This is a genomic window from Methylocapsa palsarum, from assembly GCF_900114285.1.
GTDB lineage: Bacteria > Pseudomonadota > Alphaproteobacteria > Rhizobiales > Beijerinckiaceae > Methylocapsa > Methylocapsa palsarum.
Window position 1 is genome coordinate 60,988 of sequence record NZ_FOSN01000004.1, and the last position, 24,549, is coordinate 85,536.

The following is a 24,549-nucleotide window of genomic DNA, read 5'->3' on the forward strand; positions in this document are numbered from 1 at the left end:
GGCTCGCTGAATAAAAGTCCTGCGGCCGTCATCGGCAACACCCATCACGCTTCGTCAGGTCGTCGCGTCACCGGATCGGCACCCCCGATTCGGCGCTCAACTGGCGCGACAGGGCTGGCGTCAGGGCGCCGTGGACCGGACGGCCCCTGTCGCGCTCGTAGCGCTCGATGGCCTGCCTTGTCGTCAGTCCGGCGACGCCGTCGGGCTTCAGCACAAAGCCCAGTTTGACGAGAGCGCGTTGCGCCGCAAGAATCGTTTTGCTCGGGGCCGCGGATGAAGCAGACGGCGACGTCGCCGCCGCAGCTTTGCCGGGCGAGGTTTGGGCAGGCGAAGTTTTGGCGCCCGAGGGTTTGGCCGATCCGGTTTTTGCCGGAGGCGCCTTGAGGAAGGTGGAAATCGGATCCCCTGTCTCTTCCTCGGCGGGGGCGTTTGCTGCCGGGGCCTGGCGCGGATGAAGGTTCACGACCTTGTCGGCGCCTTGATGGTCAAATGTCGTCTTCTCCTCGCTTGTTAGAGCGGGGGTTGACGCGCCCGGAGCGATTCGGGCGACGGGGGCCGGGGCGGTCTCCGCGATGGCCGGCTCACGCGCAGGCGCCAAGGATGCGGCCTTCGCGAACAAAGGCGCAGGATGGCGGCTGGTCTGCAAGGTGAGCGCGTTGACGATGATCCCGGCGACGACCGCGGTCCCGAGGACGGCGCAGATGAGGAGCCCATAGCGCCGGCGCGGTTTTCGCCGCTGGTTCGCGGGCCGCCGTTGTCTGGAAAAGGGCTTGTCGAGCATCGGGTTTTGTCTCGAAGCCGGTTCAGACAAGATGAAATCATGATCGGCCGCAGCCAGAGCTTCACGCAATTTTCTTCACCTTCGTTTGCTTTGAAAGATCATCCAGCGTCTGCTTGAAAAGGTCGGGCTTTTCCTCTCCCCGGCGATAGCCGGAAAGGGCCGCGACTGGCGCGCTGGCGCGCGCGTCTTTAAGCGGCGGGCGGCAGTCGAGAGGCAGACGGACGACGACGCAGGTTCCCTTGCCGGGTTCGCTCGCGACCGCGATCTCGCCGCCCTGCAGTCCGACGAGGCCGCGGACGATCGACAGGCCAAGGCCAGTCCCCTGAAAGGGCCGATCAAGCGAGACTTTGGCCTGGAAGAACGGATCGCCGAGCCGCTCGAGATCGCGCGATTCGATTCCGATTCCTGTGTCCGCCACGGTGAGCAGGAGCGAATTCCCGTCGGATTTCGCGCTCACCGTCACGCGGCCGCGCGGGGGCGTGAACTTCACGGCGTTCGAAAGAAGATTGAGGATGATCTGTTTGCAGGCGCGCTTGTCGCCGATCAACTCGCTGAGACTCGCCGGGTAATCGCGAACGAGTTCGACGCCCTTCTCGGCGGCGTCAAGCCGGATCATGTCGCAACAAAGCTCGAACAGGGGCAAGACGCAAAATCGTTCAGGGCTGATTTCGAACGAGCCGGAGCGGATCTTGGAGAGATCGAGGATGGAGTTCACGACCGTCAGCAGATGCTGGCCGGACTGGTGAATGACTCCGGCATATTCGAGCCGCTTGCCGGCGTCGCGCGGCGCGAGGTCTGGATGGCTCAAGAGCTCCGAAAAGCCGATGATCGCATTGAGCGGCGTTCGCAGCTCGTGACTGACATTGGCGAGGAAATGATCCTTGGACTGGCTCGCTTCCTCTGCGCTCGCGCGGGCCGCTTCGAGTTCGTCTTCGCGCGCCTTCGATTGCGTGACGTCGCGGAAAACGCAGATGATTCCAAGACCGTCGCGCTCGCCGGTCTCCCCAGGATCGCCGCCGCGACACCCCTGGGCGAGCATATCAAGCCAGACGAAGACCGGCTCGGCATAGCGGCCGCGATCGACCACCGCCGAGGCGCGCAGGCGCAGGTTCGCCCGCGCGATCGCGGAGCCAGGGCCAGCGTCGGTGATCGCTTTGAGAAAAACCGGCCGGTCGGCGACGTGAACCCGCTCGAAAAAGCCGCGGCCTTTCAATTCGCCGGGGGGAAGCCCAAGCAGGCTCTGGCAATTGCCGCCAACAGACATGGCGGCGCCGGAGGCCTCAAAAACCACCATGAGATCGAGGGAGGTCTCGCTCGTCAGCCTGGCGCCGTCGGCCTGAGGCCACTCGGGTTCGATCCGCACCGCCGCAAGCTGGACAAAGGCGAGGGCCGTGATCGCGTTCCCCATCGCCAGGATGAGGTAGAGCGAGCCATGCGCCGCGCCGAGCACCGGCGTGGAAAGACTGGGGACGGCCGCCGCGCCAAGAGTCGCCAGCGCCAGAATTGTAAAGGCGCCGCTCGCGCCGGCGAGGACGGCCTTCATCGCGCTCGCCCCGGCGGACGCGTCGCGACGCCCGCAACATTCAGAAGAGCTTTTTGACCATCAAGGCGGGGCGAAGGATTCACGATCGGCTCCAGGAAAGGGTCTGTCAGGCCGTTCGTCCGATGTGACGAATGAATTGAATGTGACCAGGTCTTGTTAAGTTCGCCCTAAATCCTGACGCCTTTACCCATCCCGAACCCGTCGAGCAGCGGGTTCAGCAAGCAAAACGGCCGCTAATTCGCGAATATGGTTTAGAAAGGGTTCCGCTTCGACACCTTCCGGGTCGGGGCCCTCGCCTTGGGCGCGCCGCGCCGGTCTGGAGGCAGAGATTTAAGGATTGAACCCTAAAATCGAAGGGCTCGCCGGCTTTGGGTATTACTATGTTCTTTCTGCTTCGCTGCGTGTTCTGGCTGACGATCGTGTATGCCGCGATCTTCTGGCCGAAAGACTTTGATCGAAAAGCCGCGGCTGACATCCTTCCAAAGACGCGTCAGCTGGCCGGCGACGCCCTGGAGCAGGCGCGCGACGAGATCGTCAGGTCCTGCGTCAGCGCGCCCGCCGCCTGCCTTGAAGCCTCGGGATATCTAAACCTGCCGTCGGCCGCACGCGCCCCTCTCGGCAGAACCCGACCGCCGCCAAGAGAAGCAGCGGACCGGCCCTGACGCGCGGAAGCGCCGGACGAACGCCGGGCGCCTGCAACCGGAGAAGTTTAAGCCGGCGGCGTTCCCCGATTTGAAGCAACGGCTGCGGCCCGAGTTTTGCCTTGGTAAAAGGCGCGACGCGTCAGTATATTGGAAAGTCACATTTCGGGCTTGGGAACGCATGACACTCGACGAAATCATCTCGAACTTCGAATATTTGGACGATTGGGAAGACCGCTATCGCTATTTGATCGAGCTTGGCCGGACTCTCGAGCCCCTGGCCCCAGAATCCCACAACGAGACCAACAAGGTTCGCGGATGCGCCAGTCAGGTCTGGCTGGAGACGCAGGTCACGAAGGACGCCTCGGGCACGCCCGTCCTGAACCTTAAGGGCGACAGCGACGCGCACATCGTCCGCGGGCTTGTGGCGCTGGTTCTCGCGCTTTATTCGGGCAAGCCGGCGCCGACGATCCTGTCAACGGACGCCCTGGAACTTTTCGAAAGCCTTGGTCTGGCGGCGCACCTGACGCCGCAGCGCTCGAACGGCGTCCGGTCCATGGTCGACCGGATCAAATCCGACGCGCGCGAAGCCGTTGAACCCGCTTGACGGGCGATTGCTCCGCGCCTCCGGCGGAGCGCAAAGGCGAGATTTCAGCGCATCCGCCTGCGCTGCTGGCCAAGTCCCATTTGTTTGGCGAGATTCGAGCGCGCCTTGGCGTAGTTCGGCGCAACCATGGGATAGTCGGGCGCGAGGCCCCATTTCTCCCGGTATTCGTCAGGAGACATGTTATATTGGGTGCGTAGATGTCGTTTCAAAGATTTGAACTTTCGTCCGTCTTCAAGACAAACGAGAAAATCGTTTGTGACAGACTTCTTGGCCGGGACGGCCGGCTTCGGAATCTCGACTGTGGGAACAACCGTCCCCGTCGTGACCCGCAGTAAGGCCGAATGGACCTCGTTGATAAGCGAAGGTAGATCGCTCGCCGGGACCGAATTGTTGCTGACGTAGGCCGACACGATGTCGGCCGCCAACTCGATGAAACTGTTAGAACTTGACGTTTCGCTCATTGCCCTGAATATCCTGAGTAGTCGCCGCCGCCAACAGGGAGCCGATTATAGCGATGCCGTTATTTCCTGAATTGGCGGCTCGCCCATTTAAAACAATCGTTCTCTTTATCGACCTTCTCGAATCGAGTTCAAAGAACATTTTTACTTTTCTAAGGCTAAACTTGTGTATCCGCAAGTAGCCGCGTAAGCGCTTTATTGCGAAAGCGAAAAAAAGCGTCAAAATTGCAGAGCGCCGAATTGAGGGGGTTCCGCTGGTGACAAGTGTTACAATTGTAACAATGTCATGAGCGCGCTTCGTCAGGCAAAACTGCCAACAAAGGCGCGGCTTCTCCACGACGCCGGGCGCCTTCGTTTTATTCATCGTCCGCGGAAAATTGAGTTCTCGCTGGGCGAAACCCGCCGCAAGCCGCCTTTTTCTATACATAGATCAGGCGTCATTCACGCCAATCGATCGCGACCAACAGGATCTCCCGATGAAAGCCGCGTTTTTGTCAGACCAGCCGCGCCCGCCCCGGATTGAAAAGCGTTGGGAAAAAAAGATCGTGCACGGGGTGGAGCTGACAGACGAGTACGCCTGGCTCAAGGCGGAGAACTGGCGCGATGTCCTGCGCGACCCGGCCGCCCTTCCCGGCGAGATCCGCGCGATCATCGACTTGGAGAACGAATACGCCGGCCGCGTCCTCGCTCCCCTCGAGGATCTGCGCGCGCAACTCGTCAAGGAGATGCGTGGCCGCATCAAGGAGGACGATTCGGAGGTTCCGCTCGAGGACGGCGACTGGCTCTATTACAGCCGCCACGACGAAGGCGGACAGCATGGCGTCTTCTGCCGGACGCCGCGCGAGGGAGGCGCCGAGGAGATCTTGCTGAACGGCGACGAACGAAGCGCCGGGCTGAGCTTTTTCGAGATCGGCGCCGTTCGCCATTCGCCCGATCACCGCCGTCTCGCCTGGAGCGACGACGACAAGGGCTCGGAATATTATTGCATCCATGTCCGCGACCTCGCCGCGAACAAAGACCTTCCCGACGCGGTCGTCGACACCGACGGCGGTTTTGTCTGGATGGCGGATTCAAGCGGCTTTTATTTTGTCCGGATGGATGAAAACCATCGCCCCGCCGCCGTGTTCAGGCACAGGCTGGGGACAGGGCCAGAATCCGATGTCCTTGTTTTCGAGGAGCGCGATCCGGGTTGCTTCATCGACATCAGGCGCAGCCAGTCGGGTGCCTTCGCCATCATCAGCGTCAGCGACCACGATTCGTCCGAGTGCCTGCTGCTGGATCTGCACGATCCCGATGCGGCCGCCCGTCCGATCGAACCAAGGGCTCCGGGTCAGCGCTACGACGTCGAGCATCGCGACGAGCGGCTCTACATCCGGACCAATGCGGACGGCGCGGAGGATTTCAAGATCGCGAGCGCGCCCGTGAAAACTCCGGGCAAAGAATTCTGGATCGACGAGGTCGCCCACCGGCCGGGGCGGATGATCGTCATGATTTCGCTTTATCCCGATTATCTGGCGCGTCTCGAACGCGAGGCGGGCCTGCCTCGCATCGTCATACGTCATTTTTGCGATGGCGAAGAGCATTCGATCGCGTTCCCCGAGGAGGCCTACCATCTCGGGCTCCACCAGAGGCTGCGATACGAGTCAGGTACGTTGCGATTTTCCTATTCGTCGATGACGACGCCGAGGGAAACCTACGATTACGATCTTCTGACGAGAGAACGGATTCTCAGGAAGCGGCAGGTCATTCCATCGGGGCATGATCCTTCGAATTACGTCACCCGGCGATTGTATGCGACCGCCGCAGACGGCGAGAGCGTGCCGGTCTCGATTCTTCATCGAGCGGATCTTCATTTGACCGGCGCGACGCCCCTGCTTCTCTACGGATACGGCGCTTACGGCTCGCCGATCCCGGCGTCCTTCGGCGCGAACCGTCTGTCGCTCGTGGATCGCGGCTTCGTCTACGCCATCGCCCACACGCGCGGCGGAACGGACAAGGGCTGGCGCTGGTACACCGAAGGCAAGCTCGAAAACAAACCCAACACCTTCGGCGACTTCCTCGCCGCGGCGAAACATCTCGTTGCGGCCGGCTACACCGGCCCGGGACGCATCGTCGCCGAAGGCGGCAGCGCCGGTGGAATGCTGATGGGCGCGATCGCCAACATGGCTCCCGAGTTTTTCGCCGGGATCATCGCGGACGTCCCCTTCGTCGACGTCCTGAACACAATGCTGGACGCCGAGCTTCCCCTGACGCCGCCGGAATGGCTCGAATGGGGCAACCCCATCGCCGATCCCCGCGCGTTCGCCGCGATCCGCTCCTATTCGCCCTACGACAACGTTGCGGCGAGGCCCTACCCGCCGATCCTCGCGCTCGGCGGCCTGACCGATCCGCGGGTCACTTATTGGGAGCCGCTGAAATGGGCGGCGCGCCTGCGCGAGGCGACGACGGGCGACGGTCCAATCCTGTTGAAGACCAATATGGGCGCCGGCCACGGCGGCGCTCCTGGACGCTTCGAACATCTCGAGGAGGTTGCGCTGGAATTCGCCTTCGCCCTGGCCTGCGCGGAGGTCAGATCCGATCGCCCGCCCGCCTTATGACGGGCTACGCTGCTGGGCCTCCATGAAAGCCTTGAGTTCGGTCATCGTCTCGAAATGCATGATCCCATGCTCCGATTGCGCCTCGATCGACCCGTCGGCGTACATGACATAGACCGTGCCCGCGGATTCATAACGGCGGATGATGACGCGTCCCTCGTCCCCCTGAACCTGCGCCGGCGCGGGCTCCAAGGCGGCGCTTTCCTCCGATGGACGCGCTGTCTCGCTTTGCCGCTGGTCAGGATAGGCCGGGCGGCTCGCCGCCGCGCCGGGATCATCGACCGCTCGCCCGGACCATTCCGGCTCGGACCGCTCCACCGACCGCGGATCGTAATCCTCCGTCTCGTCAAACTCGTCGTCGGCGATCTCGCGCGCGGCGGAGGGAACCCCCGGTCGACCCGGCTCCTCATCCTCCGGCGGCGCGATGGTTTCCTCCGCGCGATCCTCCAGGATTCCGATCCGCGCCCGCACTTTTTCCGCGACCGCCCGGCGGATGTCCTCCATCGTTTCAGCCGCCGGGCGCGGCTGAGGCCACGACGCATTCTCCGGAGCGTCATGGAGATCCGGGCCCGGGCCATGAGCCTCCAACGCTTCGGGCTGGAATGTATCGTCGAACGATTCATCCTTGAACGATTCGTCCTTGTAGGATTCGTCCTGGAAAGATTCGGCCTGGAAAGATTCGGTCTGGAACGATTCGGCATAGGACGGGCCCGGGAAATCCTCGTCGGGATAGAGCCGCACCTCCCCGGGAAGCGGGATCGCGCTCGGTTCGGCTTCAAGGACGGTCCTCAGATTGGACAGGCTGTTGAGGATCAGGCCGAGCGCCATCGTCACGACGCCCCCAGACAGCGCGGCGGCCCCGGCGATCAGGCTCGCCCAGCCGCGCTCGACGGAGATGATCCCGTATCCGAAATACATGGCGAAGGCGCCGCCGATCGACAACGCGAGGCCAAAGGCGAAGACCACATAGCTCATCTTGTTTCATCCGCGGCGAAGATCCGCCGTTTTTCCATAAAAGATACTATAGAACAATTGACGCCGATTGGCAGGATAGGAGGCGAGGCGCCTCCTATTGCGGCGCAATATAAGGGCTAGAAGGGTTCCAAAGAAGCGCGCGAACCGTTAACTTCGCCGCCGGACTTCGCCTTATGTCTTGATCAAGGAGCCTTTGATGTCGTTCACGCTACCCGAACTGCCCTACGCCTATGAATCGCTTCAGCCCTACCTCTCGAAGGAAACGCTCGAATACCACCACGACAAACATCATGCGACCTATGTGACGAACGCCAACAACCTTCTCAAGGACAGCGGCCTTGAGGGGAAATCCCTTGAGGACGTCGTCAAGGACACTTTCGGTAAAAACGTTCCGCTCTTCAACAATGCGGCGCAGCATTACAATCATTCGGAATATTGGAAGTCGATCAAGCCGAACGGCGGCGGGAACATTCCCGGCGAACTCGAAAAGGCGCTGATCGACTCGTTCGGCTCGGTCGACAAGGCCAAGGCGGATCTCGTCGCGGCGGGAACCACGCAATTCGGGTCGGGCTGGGCCTGGCTCGCGGTCAAGGACGGCAAGATCGCCGTCTCGAAGACCGGCAACGCGGATAATCCGCTGGTCCAGGGCGCGACCCCGATCCTCACCGTCGACGTCTGGGAGCACACCTATTACATCGATTACCGCAACCGCCGCCCCGATTACCTCAAGGCTTTCGTCGACCATCTCGTAAACTGGGAATATGTCGCCGAGAAATATCTCGCCGCGGTGAAATAAGGTTTCGCATTCGATTCGAACAAATGGCGCGGGTTTCGCGGAAGCGAAATCCGCGGGAGCATACGATGAATCCCCTGGATTCGAAGGATATTATCTACCAGGACGCCAACGCGGCGATCACCCGAGGCATCGCGGACCGCCGCGTAAATATCAATAGAAACAAGCTTGGATGTCCAGCCCAACTCAAGAGGGCGATTCAACCCCTTGACGGAACGCAGCGCGAACAGATAGGGTATGTTCACTCTTTGTGCGATAGGCTAGAGCCAGCGGGCCGGGAAACCGATTCGCGCCGCACGCCAGAGTTGAAGCGCAGCACCGCCCCGGGGCCAGAACTGATGTTGACCAAAAAGCAGAGCGAGCTGTTGCGGTTCATCCACGAGCGTTTGAAGGAGACCGGGGTTCCCCCTTCCTTCGACGAGATGAAGGACGCGCTCGACCTGCGTTCGAAATCGGGCATTCACCGGCTGATCATCGCGCTCGAGGAGCGCGGCTTCATCCGGCGGCTGCCCAACCGCGCGCGGGCGCTCGAGGTTCTCCGCCTGCCCGGCTCGACGACGCCGCTCGACGCCGGGCGCGGCAAGAAATTCGCGCCGAGCGTCATCGAGGGCACGCTCGGGCGCGTGCGGGCGCTGCAGCCGAGCGCCTCCGCTGACGAACCGCGCGAGCGCGCCGTCATCGCCATCCCCGTTATGGGCCGGATCGCGGCCGGAACGCCGATCGCGGCGCTGCAGAACCGCAGCCACACGATCAGCCTGCCGCCCGAAATGCTCTTGCCCGGCGAACATTACGCGCTCGAAGTGCGCGGCGATTCGATGATCGAGGCCGGCATTTTCGACGCCGACACCGTCGTCATCCGCAAACAGGACACCGCCGAGACCGGGGACATCGTGGTCGCGCTCATCGACGACGAGGAGGCGACATTGAAGCGGCTGCGCCGGCGCGGCGCCTCGATCGCGCTGGAGGCCGCCAATCCGGCCTATGAAACCCGGATCTTTGGACCCGACCGGGTGCGCATCCAGGGCAAGCTCGTGAGCCTCTTCCGCAAATATTAGACGCGCAGCAAATATTAGGCGCGAACAAATATCAGGCGGGGGCGCGCTTATCGACCTGAGCGGCGGCGGCAGCCGCCCGCTTATTCCCGCAACAACCCGTCGTCAGGTTCTCCGGCATCGGCCGAATCATTCGCCGCCTCCTGTCCGGGATCGCGCAGGTTCGGCGCGCCGGGATCGGGCGCCTGCTTTCGTCCCGCCGTCGGCCCTGAGACCGCGGCCAAATCCAGCGCCGGCGGCGCGCTCCGGCCCCATTGCCGTTTGGGCGCGCGCGACCAGGGCCGGTCCTCATCCGCCGACCGCGCGGCGCGAACAAGAGCGCCTCCTGGCGCGAAAGCGATCGTCAGGGCGCCGGTCTGTTTCAGCCGGTCCCGGTCGATGACGACCCGCGCGGCGCAACCCGTCGGAGCGAACAGCGGCGTCACGACGAGATCGGCGCGCACGCAATCTTCCGCGAACGCGAGACGATCGAGCACAAGCGCGACGATTCGCCCGTCCCGCAACCGGCCGACGCAGCCGATCTTGTCACAGGATTCCCGGAAGACCGCCGCGCGCGCGTCGCGGCCGTCGGCGTCCGCGCGAAGCCATTGCTCGACGGTGAAAAGGCCGGGGCGGGCGCCGAGAATCGCGAGCCTGCCGTCCGCCCCCCGCACCGCGATCGCCGCCCCGTTCGGCGCCACCACGAGATCGAAGGCGGGCAGAGCCGCCGCGCCGAAAAGTCCGATTGCGGCGAAAGGGATGGCCATCGCGCGGAAAACCGCCGTCCGCCACAGCACGGCCGATAGAACCGCGAGGGTCAGGAACGCAATCGACCAGGGTGCGAAGGCTGGCAGGTGAATGGTCGCGCCGGGCAAGCGGCCGACGACTCGCGCGGCCCACATGATGGCTTCGATGCCAAGGCCGACATAGCGCCACACCCAGGCGTCGAGGCCGAGCGGATAGAGCAGCGCGCCGGCGATCGCGCCCGGCACCGCGAAGATCTCGATCACAGTCAGGGTCAGCGGATTGCCGATCAGGACATAGGGGCTCAATTCGTGGAAATTATAGGCCATGAAGGACGCCGTGGCGGCGGTCGCGCAGAAGGTGGCGAACAAAAGCCCGAGAGGTCCCTCCCGCATATGCGCCATCGCGCTGTCGAACAGGCTTTGAACCGCGCCGGTCCAGCCCCGCGCGCTCCGCTCCGGCGCCAGCGGGCGCGCCGCGAAAAGCCGGAGATCCTCGCGGTCCCGCGCCTTGGCCTCCATCCGCGCTTCATAGACGGCGACGAGCGCGGCGACCGCGGCGAATGACAACTGGAAACTCGCCCCAGTGATCGCCTCAGGCTCGACCAAGACGACGACGGCCGCCGCGAAGGCGAGATTGCGCATGGTCAGCGCCTGGCGGTCGAGGACGACGGCGGAAAGCATGATCAAGGTCATGACCAGCGCGCGTTCGGTGCCGACGCGCGAACCGGTGGCGATGTCGTAAAAGAGCGCGCCCGCCATCGCGAGGACCGCCGCCCATTTCTTGATCGGATAGCGCAGGGCGAGCGTCGAGCTCAGCGCCAGCAGACGGCGGAAGCCGACGAAGAAGATCGCGGCGACGAGCGTCATCTGTACGCCAGAAATCGTGATGATGTGAAAGATTCCGGCCTCCCGTATCGTCTCCTTCGCCTGATCTGACAGCAAATCGCGTTTGCCCGTCACCATCGCCGCAGCAATCGCTCCGGCGTCGCCGCCCACGATCGCATAGATCCGGCGCGCCAGCGCGTTGCGGCCCCGGTCGAGACTCATCATCGCTGAAAGCCACAGTCCGGGCGCAGGCGGGTCAGCGACGGATTCGATCCGCCCGAGCGAACTGCCGACGGCGCCAAGGCGCGCAAACCAGGCGTCCCTGGCGAAGTCGTAGCCGTCCGGAAGGCTCGCGCGGGCCGGCGGCAGCAGCCGGGCTTTCAGCCTGACGTAGGTTCCGGCCTCGAAGGGAGGCGCCCGGCGCGTCGAGAGCCGCACGCGGAAAGGCGTCTCGTCCGGCGCGAGGCCAGACGCCGAGCGCACGCGCAGGATGAAACGAGCGCCGACGGGACGGAAATCCATCTGTTCGATGTAGCCTTCGACAGTCGCGATCGTCACCCGGCCGATGACCGGAGCGGCGGCTCTGGCGCTCCGCCACGACGCGGATAGCTCTCCGGCGAAAAACGCGCAAAGCGCGCAGAACATGGCGAAGGCCAACCGGCGGCCGCGCGCCACAAGCGCGAGAGCGCCAAACAACGCCGCCCCCGGAACAATGATCCAGAGCGACGGTTCGCGATCAGCATAGAGGTAGCTGACGGCGCCCGCCCCGGCGGCGACGGGCAGCCAAAGAAACGGCCGCCGCAGGGCGATCTCTTTTTCGAAAGCTTCGGCAAACAGCCGCGCCATCGAAATGCCGGCGAGCCCCAGCGCTGACAACAGGCCGGGCGAGCCCGCGCCGGTTTTGAGTGTCGCCGTTCTGGCCGTCTCCGCCATCGCTTCACACTAATGATGTTTTACGTTTTGTGAAATGCAAAATCCGTCATTTGCGATCGGCCCGCGACTTCGGGGAATTGCGGCCTTTCCTTTCCGCCTTTCCGTGCTAAACGCGGCGAACGGGCGCCTCTCATTCGGGCGGCGCCGCCATCCTTTGCTTCTGTCAGCCGTGCGGGATCTTTCTTATGTCCGACGCCGTCGTTACGCGCTTTGCTCCCTCCCCGACCGGCTTTCTCCACATCGGGAATGCGCGCACGGCGCTGTTCAACTGGCTCTACGCGCGCCACTCCGGCGGCCGGATGCTGCTTCGCGTCGAGGACACTGACCGCGAGCGCTCGACCCAGCCCGCGATCGACGCCATTCTCGACGGCCTGAGCTGGCTTGGCCTCGATTGGGACGGCGAGACGATCTATCAATCGCAGCGCGCGGCGCGCCACCGGGAGGTCGCGGAAGCCCTGCTCGCCTCGGGCGACGCTTATTATTGCTATGCGAGCGCGCAGGAGCTCGAGGAGATGCGCGAACAGGCGCGGGCCGAGCGCCGGACGCCGCGCTATGACGGACGCTGGCGCGATCGTCCTGCGTCGCAGGCTCCAGCGGGCGTCAAACCGGTGGTGCGCCTCAAGGCGCCGCTCGCGGGCGAAACAATTCTCGACGACAAGGTGCAGGGCCGCGTCAGCTGGTCCAACAAGGACCTCGACGATCTCATCCTGCTGCGCTCCGACGGCGCCCCGACCTATATGCTCGCCGTCGTCGTCGACGATCACGACATGGGCGTCACCCAGATCATTCGCGGCGACGACCATCTGACCAATGCGGCCCGGCAGATACAGATTTACCAGGCGCTCGGCTGGAGCGTTCCTGCGATGGCTCATATTCCGCTGCTGCACGGGGCGGACGGCGCCAAATTGTCGAAACGGCACGGCGCTCTTGGCGTCGACGCCTACCGCGCCATGGGCTATCTGCCGGAGGCGATGCGCAATTACCTCGTCCGGCTGGGATGGAGCCAGGGCGACCGGGAGTTCTTCTCGACGCCGGAGATGATCGAGGCGTTCGATCTCGCCCAGGTCGGCCGCTCGCCTTCGCGGTTCGATTTCGTCAAGCTCGAAAACATGAATGGACACTATATCAGGTCCGCCTCCGACAAGGATCTTCTCGCCGCGATCGAGGCCGCCCTGCCGTTTCTGCCGCAGGGCCAGGATGGCGCGGACGGGAAGCTCGAACTCGATGCGGCGCGCCGGGCGAAACTGCTCGCGGCCATGCCCGGCCTCAAGGAGCGTGCCAAGACCCTGATCGAATTAATCGACGGGGCGGCGTTCCTGTTTGCGCAGCGGCCGCTGACCCTCGATTCCAAGGCGAGGGACATCGCCGCCGCCGGGCGGCTTCACATCGTTCATCTGATTCCCGGCCTTTCCGCGCTCGGTGAATGGTCGGCCGCGAACGCCGAGGCCGTGGTGCGCGACTATGCGGCGGAGCATAAGATCAAGCTGGGCGACGTCGCTCAGCCATTGCGGGCCGCGTTGACCGGACGCGCCACGTCTCCGGGCATTTTCGACGTGCTCGAAGTGCTGGGCAAGGAAGAAAGCCTCGCGCGCCTAAAGGACCAGTCGGCTTGATCCGGCGGTCTGCCCGCAATCGGGCGTTATGCGGAAAATTCAATCATTGACTGGCGAGGACGACGCGTTTCCTGGAACGGGATCAGACGCGGGCTGGGCACGAACGGCCTTGGCGCCCCGCTTGAATGCAAATTGCGCTTACGGTACTGATTTTGCGCCGCATCAAATTAACAAGCACCGCTGGGTCGCCATGATCCTGCCCGCCTGATGGACGACTTTGGTTCTGCTACACACACTTGGGGAAGGCTTCATTCATGAGCGCGACGACCGGCACGTTTAATATTGGCGACACATCGGTCAACATGCCGGTCAAGGCCGGAACAATCGGCCCCTCGGTCGTCGATATCGGCAAGCTCTACGCCCAGACCGGAATGTTCACCTACGATCCCGGGTTCACGTCGACAGCGAGCTGCGAATCCGAAATCACCTATATCGACGGCGATGAAGGCGTGCTGCTTTATCGCGGCTATCCGATCGACCAGCTGGCCGAGCACGGCGACCATCTCGAAACCTGCTATCTCCTGCTCTACGGTCAGTTGCCGACCGCGGCCCAGAAGAAGGATTTCGATCACAGGATCACGCGCCACACCATGGTGCATGAGCAGATGGCCCGGTTTTTCCAGGGGCTGCGCCGCGACGCGCACCCGATGGCGATCATGGTCGCCAGCGTCGGCGCGCTGTCCGCCTTCTACCACGATTCCACCGATATTTCCGACCCGCGCCAGCGCATGATCGCCTCGTTCAGGCTCATCGCCAAGATGCCGACGCTGGCCGCCATGGCGTACAAATATTCGATCGGACAGCCGTTCGTTTATCCCAAGAACGAACTCGGCTACGCGGAAAACTTCCTGCGGATGTGTTACGCGGTCCCCTGCGAGGAATACAAAATCAATCCGATTTTCGCTCGCGCGCTCGACCGGATCTTCATCCTGCATGCCGATCACGAGCAGAACGCCTCGACATCGACGGTTCGGCTCGCCGGATCGTCGGGCGCCAATCCGTTCGCCTGCATCGCCGCCGGCGTTGCGTGCCTTTGGGGTCCGGCTCACGGCGGCGCCAACGAAGCCGCGTTGAAGATGCTGACCGAAATCGGCACGGTCGAGAATATTCCGAAATTCATCGCCCGCGCCAAGGACAAGAACGATCCTTTCCGCCTGATGGGTTTCGGGCACCGGGTCTATAAAAATTACGATCCACGCGCGAAAATCATGCAGCAGACCTGCCATGAAGTCCTCGGCCAGCTCGGCATGAAGGACGATCCCTTGCTCGACGTCGCCGTCGAACTGGAGCGGATTGCGCTCTCGGACGAATATTTCATCGAGAAAAAGCTGTATCCGAACATCGATTTTTATTCGGGCATCACCTTGAAGGCGATGGGCTTCCCGGTCTCCATGTTCACGGTTCTGTTCGCCGTCGCGCGCGTGTCCGGCTGGATCGCCCAGTGGAAGGAAATGATCGAGGATCCGGGACAGAAGATCGGCCGCCCGCGCCAGCTCTACATCGGCTCGCCCAAGCGCGATTATGTCCCGATCGCGGAGCGCGTCACGAAGTAGGCGGCCGCTTCGTCCGTCGCTTCGCCGCGGTAAAACCCAGGCGAAAAATCGGGCGCCGTCTCGCCAGAAAGCCTTTGCCGGTTTACATAACTGGCAAAGGATGGCGCCGATGACACTTTCAGCACCGGACACAAGCACTTCAGTTCACTCCGGCGAGGGCCTTGACGCGCCTGTGACGGCCGACGTCCTCGTCGCCGGAGCGGGCGCGGCCGGATTGTCCGCGGCCCTTGCCCTGGCGAAGGCCGGGTTTTCGGTGGTCTGCGTCGGTTATACCGATCGCCGCGCCAATGGCCGCACCGTGGCGTTGTTCGAGACGTCGCTGCGCTTTTACAAGTCGCTCGGGCTTTGGGAGCGGTTTCGCGGCAAGACCGCGCCGCTTCAAAGAATCAGCATGATCGACGCCACGGGCGCGCGGTTCAAGGCGCCCTCGGTCGCCTTCGCCGCTGCCGAAATCGGCTTTTCGGCTTTTGGCGAAAATATCGAAAACAATGTTCTGGTCGACGGTCTCGTCGCCGCCGTGAATGAAACGCCAGGCATCCGCCTCGTCGAAGCGCTGCTGAGCGATATCCGCTTCGAACACGACGCGGTGATCGCCGTCACCGACGCCGGCCAGAGGATCGAAGCCAAGCTTGTCGCCGCGGCCGACGGGCGCGGGTCGTTGTCCCGGGCCAAGGCGGGAATCGGCGCGCGGAGCTGGACCTATCCGCAGACCGCGCTCACGGCGTTGCTGTCGCACGCCAGGCCGCACCGCAATATATCGACAGAGTTCCACACCCGCTCCGGGCCCTGCACGCTGGTGCCGCTGCGCCCGCTCCCCGATGCGCCGCATCGTTCAAGTCTGGTGTGGCTGATGTCGGCCGAGGATGCGGACCGCCGTCGCGCTCTCGATCCGGAGGCGCTCGCGCGCGAGGTGGAGATTCAGGTTGATCATTTGCTCGGCGCCATGGCGATCGACGGTCCCTCCGGGTTTTTTCCAATGGCCGGAATGAGCGTCGATCGGCTTTACGCACATCGCGTCGCCCTCATCGGCGAAGCCGCGCATGTCTTTCCGCCCCTCGCCGCCCAGGGCCTGAACCTCAGTCTGCGCGACAGCGCGGCGCTGGTGGAGGCGCTGGAGGACGCGCGCGAGCAGGGCAAGGACATCGGCGAGCGCCAGACGCTCAAGGCCTATGCGAACGCGCGCAAGGGCGATATTTCGCTCCGCACCAACGGGGTCGACATTCTCAACCGTTCGCTATTGTCGGACTTCATCCCCGTCGACGTCGCGCGCGGCGCCGGCATGTTCGCCTTTTTGATGATCGGGCCGCTTCGCCGCGCCCTGATGCGCGAGGGCATTCTCACCCATGGGTCGCTCCCCCGTCTCATGCAGCCCCGCCCCCGGCGACGTTCGCTGACTTCCGGCGCGGGAGCCCAGCATTGAGAATTGCGACATGGAACGTGAATTCCGTGCGGCAGAGAACCGAGCATCTCTTGCGTTACCTGCGGGACGTCGAACCGGACGTGCTTTGTCTGCAGGAGCTGAAATGCGTCGATGACGCCTTCCCCCGCGCCGAGGTGGAGGCGCTTGGGTACAATGTCGCGACGCATGGACAAAAGGGCTTCAACGGCGTCGCGATCCTCTCCAGGACGCCGCTGGAGGTTGAACACGGATTGCCAGGAGATCCCGACGACGAACAGGCGCGCTATATCGAGGCTCTCACGCCCCTTGGCGATGGCGTGATCCGCGTCGCTTCGATCTATCTGCCGAACGGCAACCCGCCGACGACGGACAAGTTCGCCTACAAACTCGCCTTCATGGACCGCCTCATAACCCACGCGGCCTCACTTTTGGCTCTCGAAGAACCGCTGGTCCTGGCGGGAGATTACAATGTGATTCCTACTGCGCAGGATTGCGCCGACCCGGCCGCCTGGGCGGGCGACGCGCTTTTCCTCCCCGAAACCCGCGCGCGATTTCGCGCCCTGCTCAATCTCGGGCTGACCGACGCCCTCCGCGCCGCCACCGATGATGGCGGGCTCTATACGTTCTGGGATTATCAGGCGGGAGCCTGGCAGAAAAACAAGGGAATCCGGATCGATCACCTTCTGTTGTCGCCTTCGGCGGCGGACCGGCTGAATTCCGTGACCATCGACAAGCAGCGTCGCGGCGAGGACAAGCCCTCCGATCACGTTCCGATTCGGATCGACCTCATCTGAATGAAAAGGCGACCGAACCAAAAGACGACGCGGGTTGATTGCGGGCTGGTCAAAATGAGACGAAACGCTAACGCCTGACGCTGAGTCCGATCATAGGCCTGGGCGCGCGGTGGTCAGACAAGCCAGACGGATCTCTCCTTGAGGCGCCGCGTGCGACGCAAGATCCGGGGGAACAGCGCGGCAACCGGCCGCCGTCCGTGATTCGTCGCTGTCCTGTTCCCGCTTCTGTCTAAACCTTAACGCGCGAGCCGAGTCACCTTGCGGTCAAGACCAAGAGAAAAGAAACCGTCGCCAGGGCTCCGAGCGCGCTGCGGACGGCGTGGAGGGAGCCCCCATCGCTCGATCAGCGCGCGCGTGGCGGCGCCTGCGGCATCGGGGTCCGTGGCTTCCAGCGCCTTGTTGAGCGGCATGATGAAATTGAGGGTGTACGGCCAGTTCGACGCCAGCAGGACCGCGCCTACGAGCCAGCGCCAGTCGCTCATTTGCCAAGCCGCGACCGAACCGAGCAAAGACCCGATGATGGCGAGCGGCGCTTGCATGGCGAAGCCGCGGCGATAGGCAGGTTTCCATTCGGCGAGGAGCGCCTTATCGTCGAGACCCAGGCGGGCCGGCTGCTCGCAAAAATTGATATAGACAGCAGCCCCTGTGAACAGGGCGGCGGTGACGAGCGCAAGATATCCCGCCAGCATGAGCTCGCGCTCCATCCCTCGGGAGGAGGTGCACCGTCAGCTTTTGACTCTGGAGCGATTTCTGATCAATCGCACCACATGCGATCGGAAAGCGCTAGTTCCGGCCCTTCAGGTGTTCTTCCAGATAGACGAGCGCAACCTGGCGATCCTCTTCGTTGGCGCCAGCCATGGCCCGGTCATAGAGATCGACGATCCACTGATCTTTCTTGGCGTCGGTCGCGGCTTCCCGGGCGAGCGTCAGCCACATCAGCGCCCGGCCGGGCTGCGCAGGAGCGCCGTCCTGACCGGTCAACAGAATTTGACCGAGCAACGCCTGCGCCTGCAGATGACCTTTCTGCGCCGCAAGATAAAGCCAGCGAAGTCCCTGCCGCGTGTCCTTGCCGACGCCGACGCCATCGAGATGCATCCGGGCGAGGTTGTATTGCGCGCTGGGATCGCCGAACCGCGTCGCGGCGTACTGGAACATCTGCATCGCCCGCGCGGGATCGGGACGAACGCGGCTGTTGGCGATGCCGGTAAGATTGTAGACGCCAACCGCGACGATCGCGCTCGAAACCGCAACCTGATCGCGGCGGTTGGGACTTTCCTCGTCGAATTCCGCGACCACCTGCGAGAAATATTCATACGCCTTGAGATCGTCCCGGGCGACGCCTTCGCCATTGGCGTAGATCTTCGCGAGCTTCCATTGCGCGAGGGATTCGCCGCCCGCGGCCGCGTAGGTCAAGGCGGCGAGCGCCGATGTCGCGTCACCGGACCGGAACTCCTCAAGACCCGCCTGCAGGGCGGCGCGCGGAGTCTTGTAGAGGGGCGCCTTGTCCGCCGCCGCGCCGCTGACGCCAGCGCCTTCCAGCGCGCTGATCGACGCTCCGGGCAGCACAACCGCCAAGCCGAACATTGTGAGCGCGACGAAGCGGCTAGTCCGCGTGAACATGGGAGTCTTTCAGACCGGCGATGGATGGGGCGGAAGCGGTGCGATATTCAACATAACGCATCGAAACCGAATTCGGTTTGCAGGGTTTACAAATAATTTTTTTACGATCCGTTCGGGCTAGGCGCGCCGCCGAATCAATCGCTATCGGACCCATGCGCTCGCCATAAAGCTCCGCCTCCGGTGACAACTCTTTAACCCGGCGCTCGTTAATAAATTCGAAACGATGTTGATCGTGTTCGAAACAAACGGCGCGGGTGGTTGCCTCAGTGTGCATCGCAAGTCCACGGGCTTCATGACCGATACGAATTCAATAGAGGCGGACAAACCTTTTTTGGCCATCCTCCATATGAGTGAGATAAGCGCGATATCGCCGCCGTGATGTGTTTTTCGTCACATCGCGAGCAGCGCTGACAATTTCGCTGCAGCGCACGCAATCACGTCTGTCCCTCCCCGCGACGCCGGGGATCAAAGGGAGACAGGACGCAACTGGCGTGCGCGAAACCAACGCCCGCCGAAATCGGCTGGCGATGACGCAGCAAAATTTACCGTTAACTACTTGTTAGGGGAGGGCGAAAGCTTGTTGAAAAGGAGTGTATCAAGTTGTTCGCCGCTGGAAAGAGGCTTTCGCGCCGTACAGACAGGCGACGGCCAAGAAGCCCCGCTCTGTTGCCCAAAAAGCACAAAAATTTCGTTCCGGCGCGGTTTGTAGAACGTCCGCCTCATTGCGCCCGGGCAAAATCCGCGACTTTCACATTTGCGTCACCGGCCTTGAGCGACGCAGCCGGCTACTTCCGTTTGGCTTCAAGAAAGCGCGCGAACGCCGCGAGGGCGGCTTCCGACACATGATGTTCGATGCCTTCGGCGTCGAGCTCCGCACAGCGCTCGGGGACGCCAACGGCGATCAGGAGATCCACCACGAGCCGGTGCCGCGCCCGCACCCGAGCGGCGAGGTCGTGTCCTTCGGGGGTCAGGAACACGCCCCGGTACAGCTTTGAGGTGGCGAGACCCTCGCGCTTCAAACGGGCGATGCTCTTGATCGCGGTGGCGTGCGAGACCCCAAGGCGGCGGGCGATGTCGGTCGGGCGGGCCTCGCCGCCGCTCCCCAGAAGGTCGTCGATCAGTTCGACATAATCCTCGAGCAAGGCGCCGGCTTGGGCGGAACGGGCCTTTTCGAACCGCTGGGCCTGATCGGCTTCGTCGGGAAGCATCGCCGGACCTCGCGCCGCGCTCGCGATCTTGGTCATCTGACGCCGCGTCCAGCGGCGCGGCGCATTCGCCCGCACATGCATAGAGCCAAAACGATTTCTCCCCACATCAATCTGAAGCTGATTGAATATATTGTAGCCTGTGCTACATTCTAGGCCTATTCCCGGATCTGGAAAAGGCTCAAAGTGGCCCCGCCTGCTTCGCCTTCGGTAACAAATTACGTTCAGCCCTCGCTAGGCGGGGCGCATCGCAGCGTGGAGATTCCGCGCGGCGGATCAGCCCTCCGGCGTTTTCTCGCCTTCGCCGGTCCGGGCTATCTCGTCGCCACCGGCTATATGGATCCCGGCAATTGGGCGACCGCGCTCGCCGCCGGATCACGGTTCGGCTCGGCGCTCCTGTTCATCGCGGTTTTGTCGAGCCTGATGGCGATCGTGCTGCAGGCTCTGTCGGCGCGGCTCGCCTTCGCCACCGGGCGCGATCTCGCCCAGAATTGCCGCGACGCCATGCCGGGGCCGGTCAGCTTCGTATTCTGGCTGATCATGGAGACGGCGATTGTCGCGACCGATCTCGCCGAAGTCATCGGCACAGCGATCGGGCTGGAGCTTTTGTTCAAAATTCCGCTCGGCGCCGGCGTGATCCTCACCGCGTTCGACGCATTTCTCGTGCTCGCCTTCATGCGGTTCGGGTTCCGCAAACTCGAAGCGTTCGTGGTCTCGCTCCTGATTCTCATCGCCTCCTGTTTCGCGATCGAACTCGTTCTGGCGCGCCCCGATATGGCGGAGGTCGCGCGTGGGCTGATTCCCGCCCGCGCTCTCTTCACCGAACCGCAGATGCTCTATCTCGCACTCGGCATCCTTGGCGCGACGGTCATGCCGCATAATCTTTATCTGCATTCGGGGATCGTGCTCACCCGCGCCGTCGGTCCGAGCAAAACCGACAAGGCCGAGGCCATTCGTTTCGCGATCCTCGATTCGACAATCGCGCTCTGCTTCGCGCTCGTCATCAACGCGTCGATCCTGATCCTCGCCGCCGCCGCGTTTCATGCGCACGGCCAGCACGAGGTCGCGGAACTCGGGCAGGCCTATCAGCTGATCGCGCCGCTGCTCGGCAGCGCGCTCGCCGCAAAACTGTTCGCCATCGCCCTCATCGCCTGCGGCCTGAACTCGACCTTGACCGCGACTCTCGCCGGACAGATCGTCATGGAGGGCTTCATCAACATCAGGCTCAGTCCCGTCGTCCGGCGGATGCTGACCCGGGCTGTCGCCATCGTCCCCGCCATCGCGGTGATTTTCATCAGCGGACCCGGCGCGGTCAACGAGCTGTTGGTGCTCAGTCAGGTCGTGCTGAGTCTCGCCCTGCCCTTCGCGGTCGTACCGCTCGTCTGGCTCACCGCCTCGCGCGCCCGGATGGGCGCGTTCAAGGCGTCGGCGCCGACGACGGCGCTGGCCGGCGTCATCGCCCTCGCCATCATCGTCTTGAACGGCAAGCTGATCCTCGACGCGATCGCGGGTTAGGACAGCTTCGACAAGGCGGAGCCAAGCTTGTCGGCGCGAGCGAGGGCCTCCGCCAGCCGCTCCCGATTTTCCGCAACCACCTCCTCGGGCGCGCGGGCGACGAAATCGGCGTTGCCGAGCTTGGCTTCCGTCTTTTTCGCGTCGGCCAGAAGCTTGGCGATCTCCTTTGCGAGCCGCGACTTCTCCGCGTCGAAATCGATGATTCCCTGAAGCGGCAGCGCGGCGATGGAGCCTCGCACGATGACCTGAACCGATTTTTCCGGCGCTTCGGCCGCGAACGAAACCTCCGAGAGGCGGGCGAGACGGCGCAAGGGCTCATCCCATCGCTTCGCCCGCGCAGTGATCTCCTCGCCGGCGGCGACGAGAGTCAGCGGGATCTGCGCTCCGGCGGGCACGTTCATTTCGGCGCGGACCGAGCGCACCTCGGAGACAAGCTCCAAAAGCCACCCGACCTCCGCCTCGGCGGCGGGATTTTCACAGCCCTCAAGATTCGGCCATGGCGCCAGCGCCAGAAGGCTCGCGCGCGGCGCGCCTTCAGCGCCCTTGATCGCCCACAATTCCTCGGTGATGAAGGGCATGAACGGATGCAGCAGCTTGACGATTTCGTCGAGGACAAACGCCGCCGTCGCGCGGGTCTCGTCCTTTTCCGGTCCGTCCGCACCTTGCAACAAGGGCTTGCCCAGTTCGAGATACCAGTCGCAGAAGATGTTCCAGACGAATCGATAGGCCGCGTTCGCCGCATCGTTGAAGCGATAGGCCTCGATCGCCCCCGTGACTTCATTCACGGCCTTTGCGGTCTCGCCGATAATCCACCGGTTCAGCGTGATCGCGACGTTATGGCGATCGAAATTCTCGACCCGGACGCAGCCGTTCATTTCGGCGAAACGGGCGGCGTTCCAGAGCTTGGTCGCGAAATTCCGGTAGCCCTCGACGCGCTGCGTCGAGAGCTTGATGTCACGCCCCTGCGCCGCCATCGCCGCCAGGGTGAACCGCAGCGAATCCGCGCCATATTGGTCGATGAGGTTCAGGGGGTCGATGACGTTGCCCTTCGACTTCGACATCTTGGCCCCCTTCTCGTCGCGCACGAGCGGGTGGATATAGACGTCGCGGAACGGGACCTCGCCCTGGAAATGGAGGCCCATCATCATCATCCGGGCGACCCAGAAAAAGATGATGTCGAAGCCGGTGACGAGGACGTTGGTCGGATAATGGCGCTTGAGTTCGGGCGTCTCGTCCGGCCAGCCGAGGGTGGAGAACGGCCAGAGCGCGGAGGAGAACCAGGTGTCGAGGACGTCGGGGTCGCGCCAGATGGGCAGGCTGTCCCACTTCTCGCCTTTGTCCAGTCTCACCTTTTGATCGTTCGTCAGTTGCGCCAACGCATGGGTTGCACTCGACGTGACGAAAACGGCGCCGGCGACTTTACTATAGTATTGCTCGGCCGTTCGCTGGGCTTCCTCCTCGGATTCAGCGACGAAAATCTCGTGAGGAGTGTGATCCAACGTCACGCCGCCTTGTCCGTCCGGCACAATCTTGAACCCGTACCAGGCGGGGATCTGATGGCCCCACCACAATTGCCGCGAGATGCACCAGGGCTGGATGTTCTCCAGCCAGTCGAAATAGGTCTTTTCCCAGTTCTGCGGGACAAAGCTCGTCTTGCCATCTCGCACGGCGGCGAGCGCTGGCTGCGCCAACACTTCGGCTTTGACGTACCATTGATCGGTCAGCCACGGTTCGATCACCACGCCGGAGCGATCGCCGTGTGGAACCATATGCGGATGCGGTTCGATGCGCTCGACCAGACCGCGCGCCTCCATCATTTCGACGATGAGCTCGCGCGCCGCAAACCGATTGCTTCCGTTCAGCCGCGCAATCGTATCGTTCAGTACCGCGTTGTCAGCAACGCCCTCTCGAAAATCGTCATTGGTCGCCAGATCCAGATTGGCGTGAGCGTCAAGTATATTGACCGGCCACACGCCCTCGGCTTCATGCCTCTTGCCCACCTCGAAATCGTTGAAATCATGCGCCGGGGTGATCTTCACCGCGCCGGTGCCCTTTTCGGGATCGGAATATTCATCCGCGACGATCGGAATCAGCCGCCCGACCAGCGGCAGCCGCACGCGCCTGCCATGCAGGTGTAGATAGCGCTCGTCGGTCGGATGCACAGCGACCGCTGTGTCGCCCAGCATGGTTTCAGGCCGCGTCGTCGCCACCACGATGAACTCGCCGGTCTCCGCCTCGGCGTCATCAACGATCGGGTATTTGAAGTGCCACAGGTGGCCCTTGGTCTCGACCTGCACGACCTCGAGGTCCGAGATCGCGGTCTGGAGCTGCGGGTCCCAATTGACGAGGCGCTTGTCCTTGTAGATCAGCCCTTCCTTGTAGAGCTGCACGAACACCTTGACGACGGCGCGGGAAAGCCCCTCGTCCATGGTGAACCGCTCGCGCGACCAGTCGCAGGAGGCGCCGAGCCGCTTCAGCTGATTGACGATCACGCCGCCGGATTCGGCCTTCCATTCCCAGACCCGCTCCAGAAACTTCTCGCGGCCCATCTCGCGGCGGCCGGGCTGCTGGCGCTCCATCAATTGGCGCTCGACGACCATCTGGGTCGCGATGCCGGCATGGTCGGTCCCCGGCTGCCAGAGCACGTCCTTGCCGCGCATCCGCTCGAACCGGCAGAGAATGTCCTGCAGGGTGGTGTTGAGCGCGTGGCCCATATGCAGCGCGCCGGTGACGTTCGGCGGCGGGATCACCATTGTGAAGGGCTCGGCGCCCGCCCGCTCCGGCCGCCCCGCCCTAAACGCGTCCTCCTCCCGCCATCCCGCCGCGACGCGGCTTTCGACCGCCTGGGGATCGAACGTTTTATCCATTTCGAAAATCGATTCTTGATGCGGCCGCGCCGGGCGCAGCAGGGGTTAACCAAGGT

At 63.3% G+C, this 24,549-nt stretch carries 19 protein-coding genes and 1 pseudogene; 10 read left to right on the plus strand and 10 right to left on the minus strand.

The genetic code is table 11. From position 1 onward, the window contains the following. Window positions 1-67: 67 nt before the first annotated feature. Window positions 68-850 (minus strand): peptidoglycan-binding domain-containing protein, encoded by a 783-nt coding sequence (locus tag BM177_RS06025; protein WP_139223532.1) that lies wholly within the window; start codon window positions 848-850, stop codon window positions 68-70. Next, window positions 843-2,324, minus strand: coding sequence for a sensor histidine kinase (locus BM177_RS06030; protein ID WP_091679855.1), 1,482 nt, complete (start codon window positions 2,322-2,324; stop codon window positions 843-845). The genes BM177_RS06025 and BM177_RS06030 overlap by 8 nt, the downstream gene beginning before the upstream one ends. A gap of 380 nt (window positions 2,325-2,704) precedes the next feature. On the opposite strand from BM177_RS06030, the gene BM177_RS06035 reads away from it, so the two are divergent. Beyond that, window positions 2,705-2,986, plus strand: a complete 282-nt coding sequence (locus BM177_RS06035) for a hypothetical protein (protein WP_091679859.1) — start codon at window positions 2,705-2,707, stop codon at window positions 2,984-2,986. 160 nt (window positions 2,987-3,146) lie between these two features. After that, the gene (locus BM177_RS06040; protein ID WP_091679864.1) at window positions 3,147-3,572 is read left to right on the plus strand and encodes a SufE family protein; all 426 of its coding nucleotides are present in this window, start codon (window positions 3,147-3,149) and stop codon (window positions 3,570-3,572) included. Between the two features lie 44 nt (window positions 3,573-3,616). Here BM177_RS06040 and BM177_RS06045 read toward each other — a convergent pair whose 3' ends face one another. Beyond that, on the minus strand, window positions 3,617-4,033 hold the full coding sequence (locus BM177_RS06045) for a Ros/MucR family transcriptional regulator (protein WP_091679869.1): 417 nt from the start codon (window positions 4,031-4,033) through the stop codon (window positions 3,617-3,619). A 473-nt stretch (window positions 4,034-4,506) separates the two neighbouring features. Between BM177_RS06045 and BM177_RS06055 the strand changes: the two genes are divergently transcribed. Beyond that, window positions 4,507-6,627, plus strand: a complete 2,121-nt coding sequence (locus tag BM177_RS06055) for a S9 family peptidase (RefSeq protein ID WP_091680257.1) — start codon at window positions 4,507-4,509, stop codon at window positions 6,625-6,627. On the opposite strand, the gene BM177_RS06060 is transcribed toward BM177_RS06055, so the two are convergent. Continuing rightward, complete coding sequence (locus tag BM177_RS06060) at window positions 6,622-7,599, minus strand: hypothetical protein (RefSeq protein WP_091679878.1); 978 nt, start codon at window positions 7,597-7,599, stop codon at window positions 6,622-6,624. The two genes, BM177_RS06055 and BM177_RS06060, sit on opposite strands and share 6 nt — an antisense overlap. Window positions 7,600-7,795: 196 nt before the next feature. On the opposite strand from BM177_RS06060, the gene BM177_RS06065 reads away from it, so the two are divergent. Both BM177_RS06065 and lexA read left to right on the plus strand, forming a co-directional pair. After that, window positions 7,796-8,395, plus strand: a complete 600-nt coding sequence (locus BM177_RS06065) for a superoxide dismutase (RefSeq protein WP_091680259.1) — start codon at window positions 7,796-7,798, stop codon at window positions 8,393-8,395. Between the two features lie 335 nt (window positions 8,396-8,730). Then, a complete protein-coding gene (gene lexA / locus BM177_RS06070; RefSeq protein ID WP_091680262.1) occupies window positions 8,731-9,447 on the plus strand; it encodes a transcriptional repressor LexA in 717 nt (238 codons plus the stop codon). An 80-nt stretch (window positions 9,448-9,527) separates the two neighbouring features. Here the strand turns inward: lexA and BM177_RS06075 are convergent, their stop codons facing one another. Further along, window positions 9,528-11,927, minus strand: a complete 2,400-nt coding sequence (locus BM177_RS06075) for a ComEC/Rec2 family competence protein (RefSeq protein ID WP_091679882.1) — start codon at window positions 11,925-11,927, stop codon at window positions 9,528-9,530. Between the two features lie 185 nt (window positions 11,928-12,112). Between BM177_RS06075 and gltX the strand changes: the two genes are divergently transcribed. From gltX to xth, 4 genes are all read left to right on the plus strand, one after another. Then, entirely contained in the window at window positions 12,113-13,540 is a 1,428-nt protein-coding gene (gltX, locus tag BM177_RS06080; RefSeq protein ID WP_091679886.1) for a glutamate--tRNA ligase, read from the plus strand. Window positions 13,541-13,794: 254 nt separating this feature from the next. Beyond that, on the plus strand, window positions 13,795-15,093 hold the full coding sequence (gltA, locus tag BM177_RS06085) for a citrate synthase (protein WP_091679891.1): 1,299 nt from the start codon (window positions 13,795-13,797) through the stop codon (window positions 15,091-15,093). A gap of 109 nt (window positions 15,094-15,202) precedes the next feature. Continuing rightward, window positions 15,203-16,513: an FAD-dependent monooxygenase gene (locus tag BM177_RS06090; RefSeq protein ID WP_091680264.1), complete on the plus strand. Its 1,311-nt coding sequence runs from the start codon at window positions 15,203-15,205 to the stop codon at window positions 16,511-16,513. Beyond that, window positions 16,510-17,286 (plus strand): exodeoxyribonuclease III, encoded by a 777-nt coding sequence (gene xth, locus BM177_RS06095; protein WP_091679895.1) that lies wholly within the window; start codon window positions 16,510-16,512, stop codon window positions 17,284-17,286. Before BM177_RS06090 ends, xth begins: the two co-directional genes overlap by 4 nt. A gap of 253 nt (window positions 17,287-17,539) precedes the next feature. On the opposite strand, the pseudogene BM177_RS06100 reads toward xth, so the two are convergent. The 4 genes and pseudogenes from BM177_RS06100 to mntR all read right to left on the minus strand — a co-directional run bounded on the left by BM177_RS06100 (window position 17,540) and on the right by mntR (window position 20,150). Next, window positions 17,540-17,972: pseudogene (locus BM177_RS06100) on the minus strand (anthrone oxygenase family protein). A 97-nt stretch (window positions 17,973-18,069) separates the two neighbouring features. Continuing rightward, a complete protein-coding gene (locus tag BM177_RS06105; protein WP_091679899.1) occupies window positions 18,070-18,906 on the minus strand; it encodes a tetratricopeptide repeat protein in 837 nt (278 codons plus the stop codon). After that, window positions 18,890-19,180 carry a hypothetical protein gene (locus tag BM177_RS19455; RefSeq protein WP_139223534.1) on the minus strand — a complete coding sequence of 97 codons (291 nt, stop codon included), beginning with the start codon at window positions 19,178-19,180 and terminating at the stop codon, window positions 18,890-18,892. The genes BM177_RS06105 and BM177_RS19455 overlap by 17 nt, the downstream gene beginning before the upstream one ends. Window positions 19,181-19,691: 511 nt before the next feature. Further along, entirely contained in the window at window positions 19,692-20,150 is a 459-nt protein-coding gene (gene mntR / locus BM177_RS06110; RefSeq protein WP_091680267.1) for a manganese-binding transcriptional regulator MntR, read from the minus strand. Between the two features lie 147 nt (window positions 20,151-20,297). Between mntR and BM177_RS06115 the strand changes: the two genes are divergently transcribed. Beyond that, window positions 20,298-21,626, plus strand: a complete 1,329-nt coding sequence (locus BM177_RS06115; protein ID WP_091679903.1) for an Nramp family divalent metal transporter — start codon at window positions 20,298-20,300, stop codon at window positions 21,624-21,626. On the opposite strand, the gene BM177_RS06120 is transcribed toward BM177_RS06115, so the two are convergent. Then, entirely contained in the window at window positions 21,623-24,493 is a 2,871-nt protein-coding gene (locus tag BM177_RS06120) for a valine--tRNA ligase (RefSeq protein ID WP_091679908.1), read from the minus strand. The genes BM177_RS06115 and BM177_RS06120 overlap by 4 nt on opposite strands. Window positions 24,494-24,549: the final 56 nt, after the last annotated feature.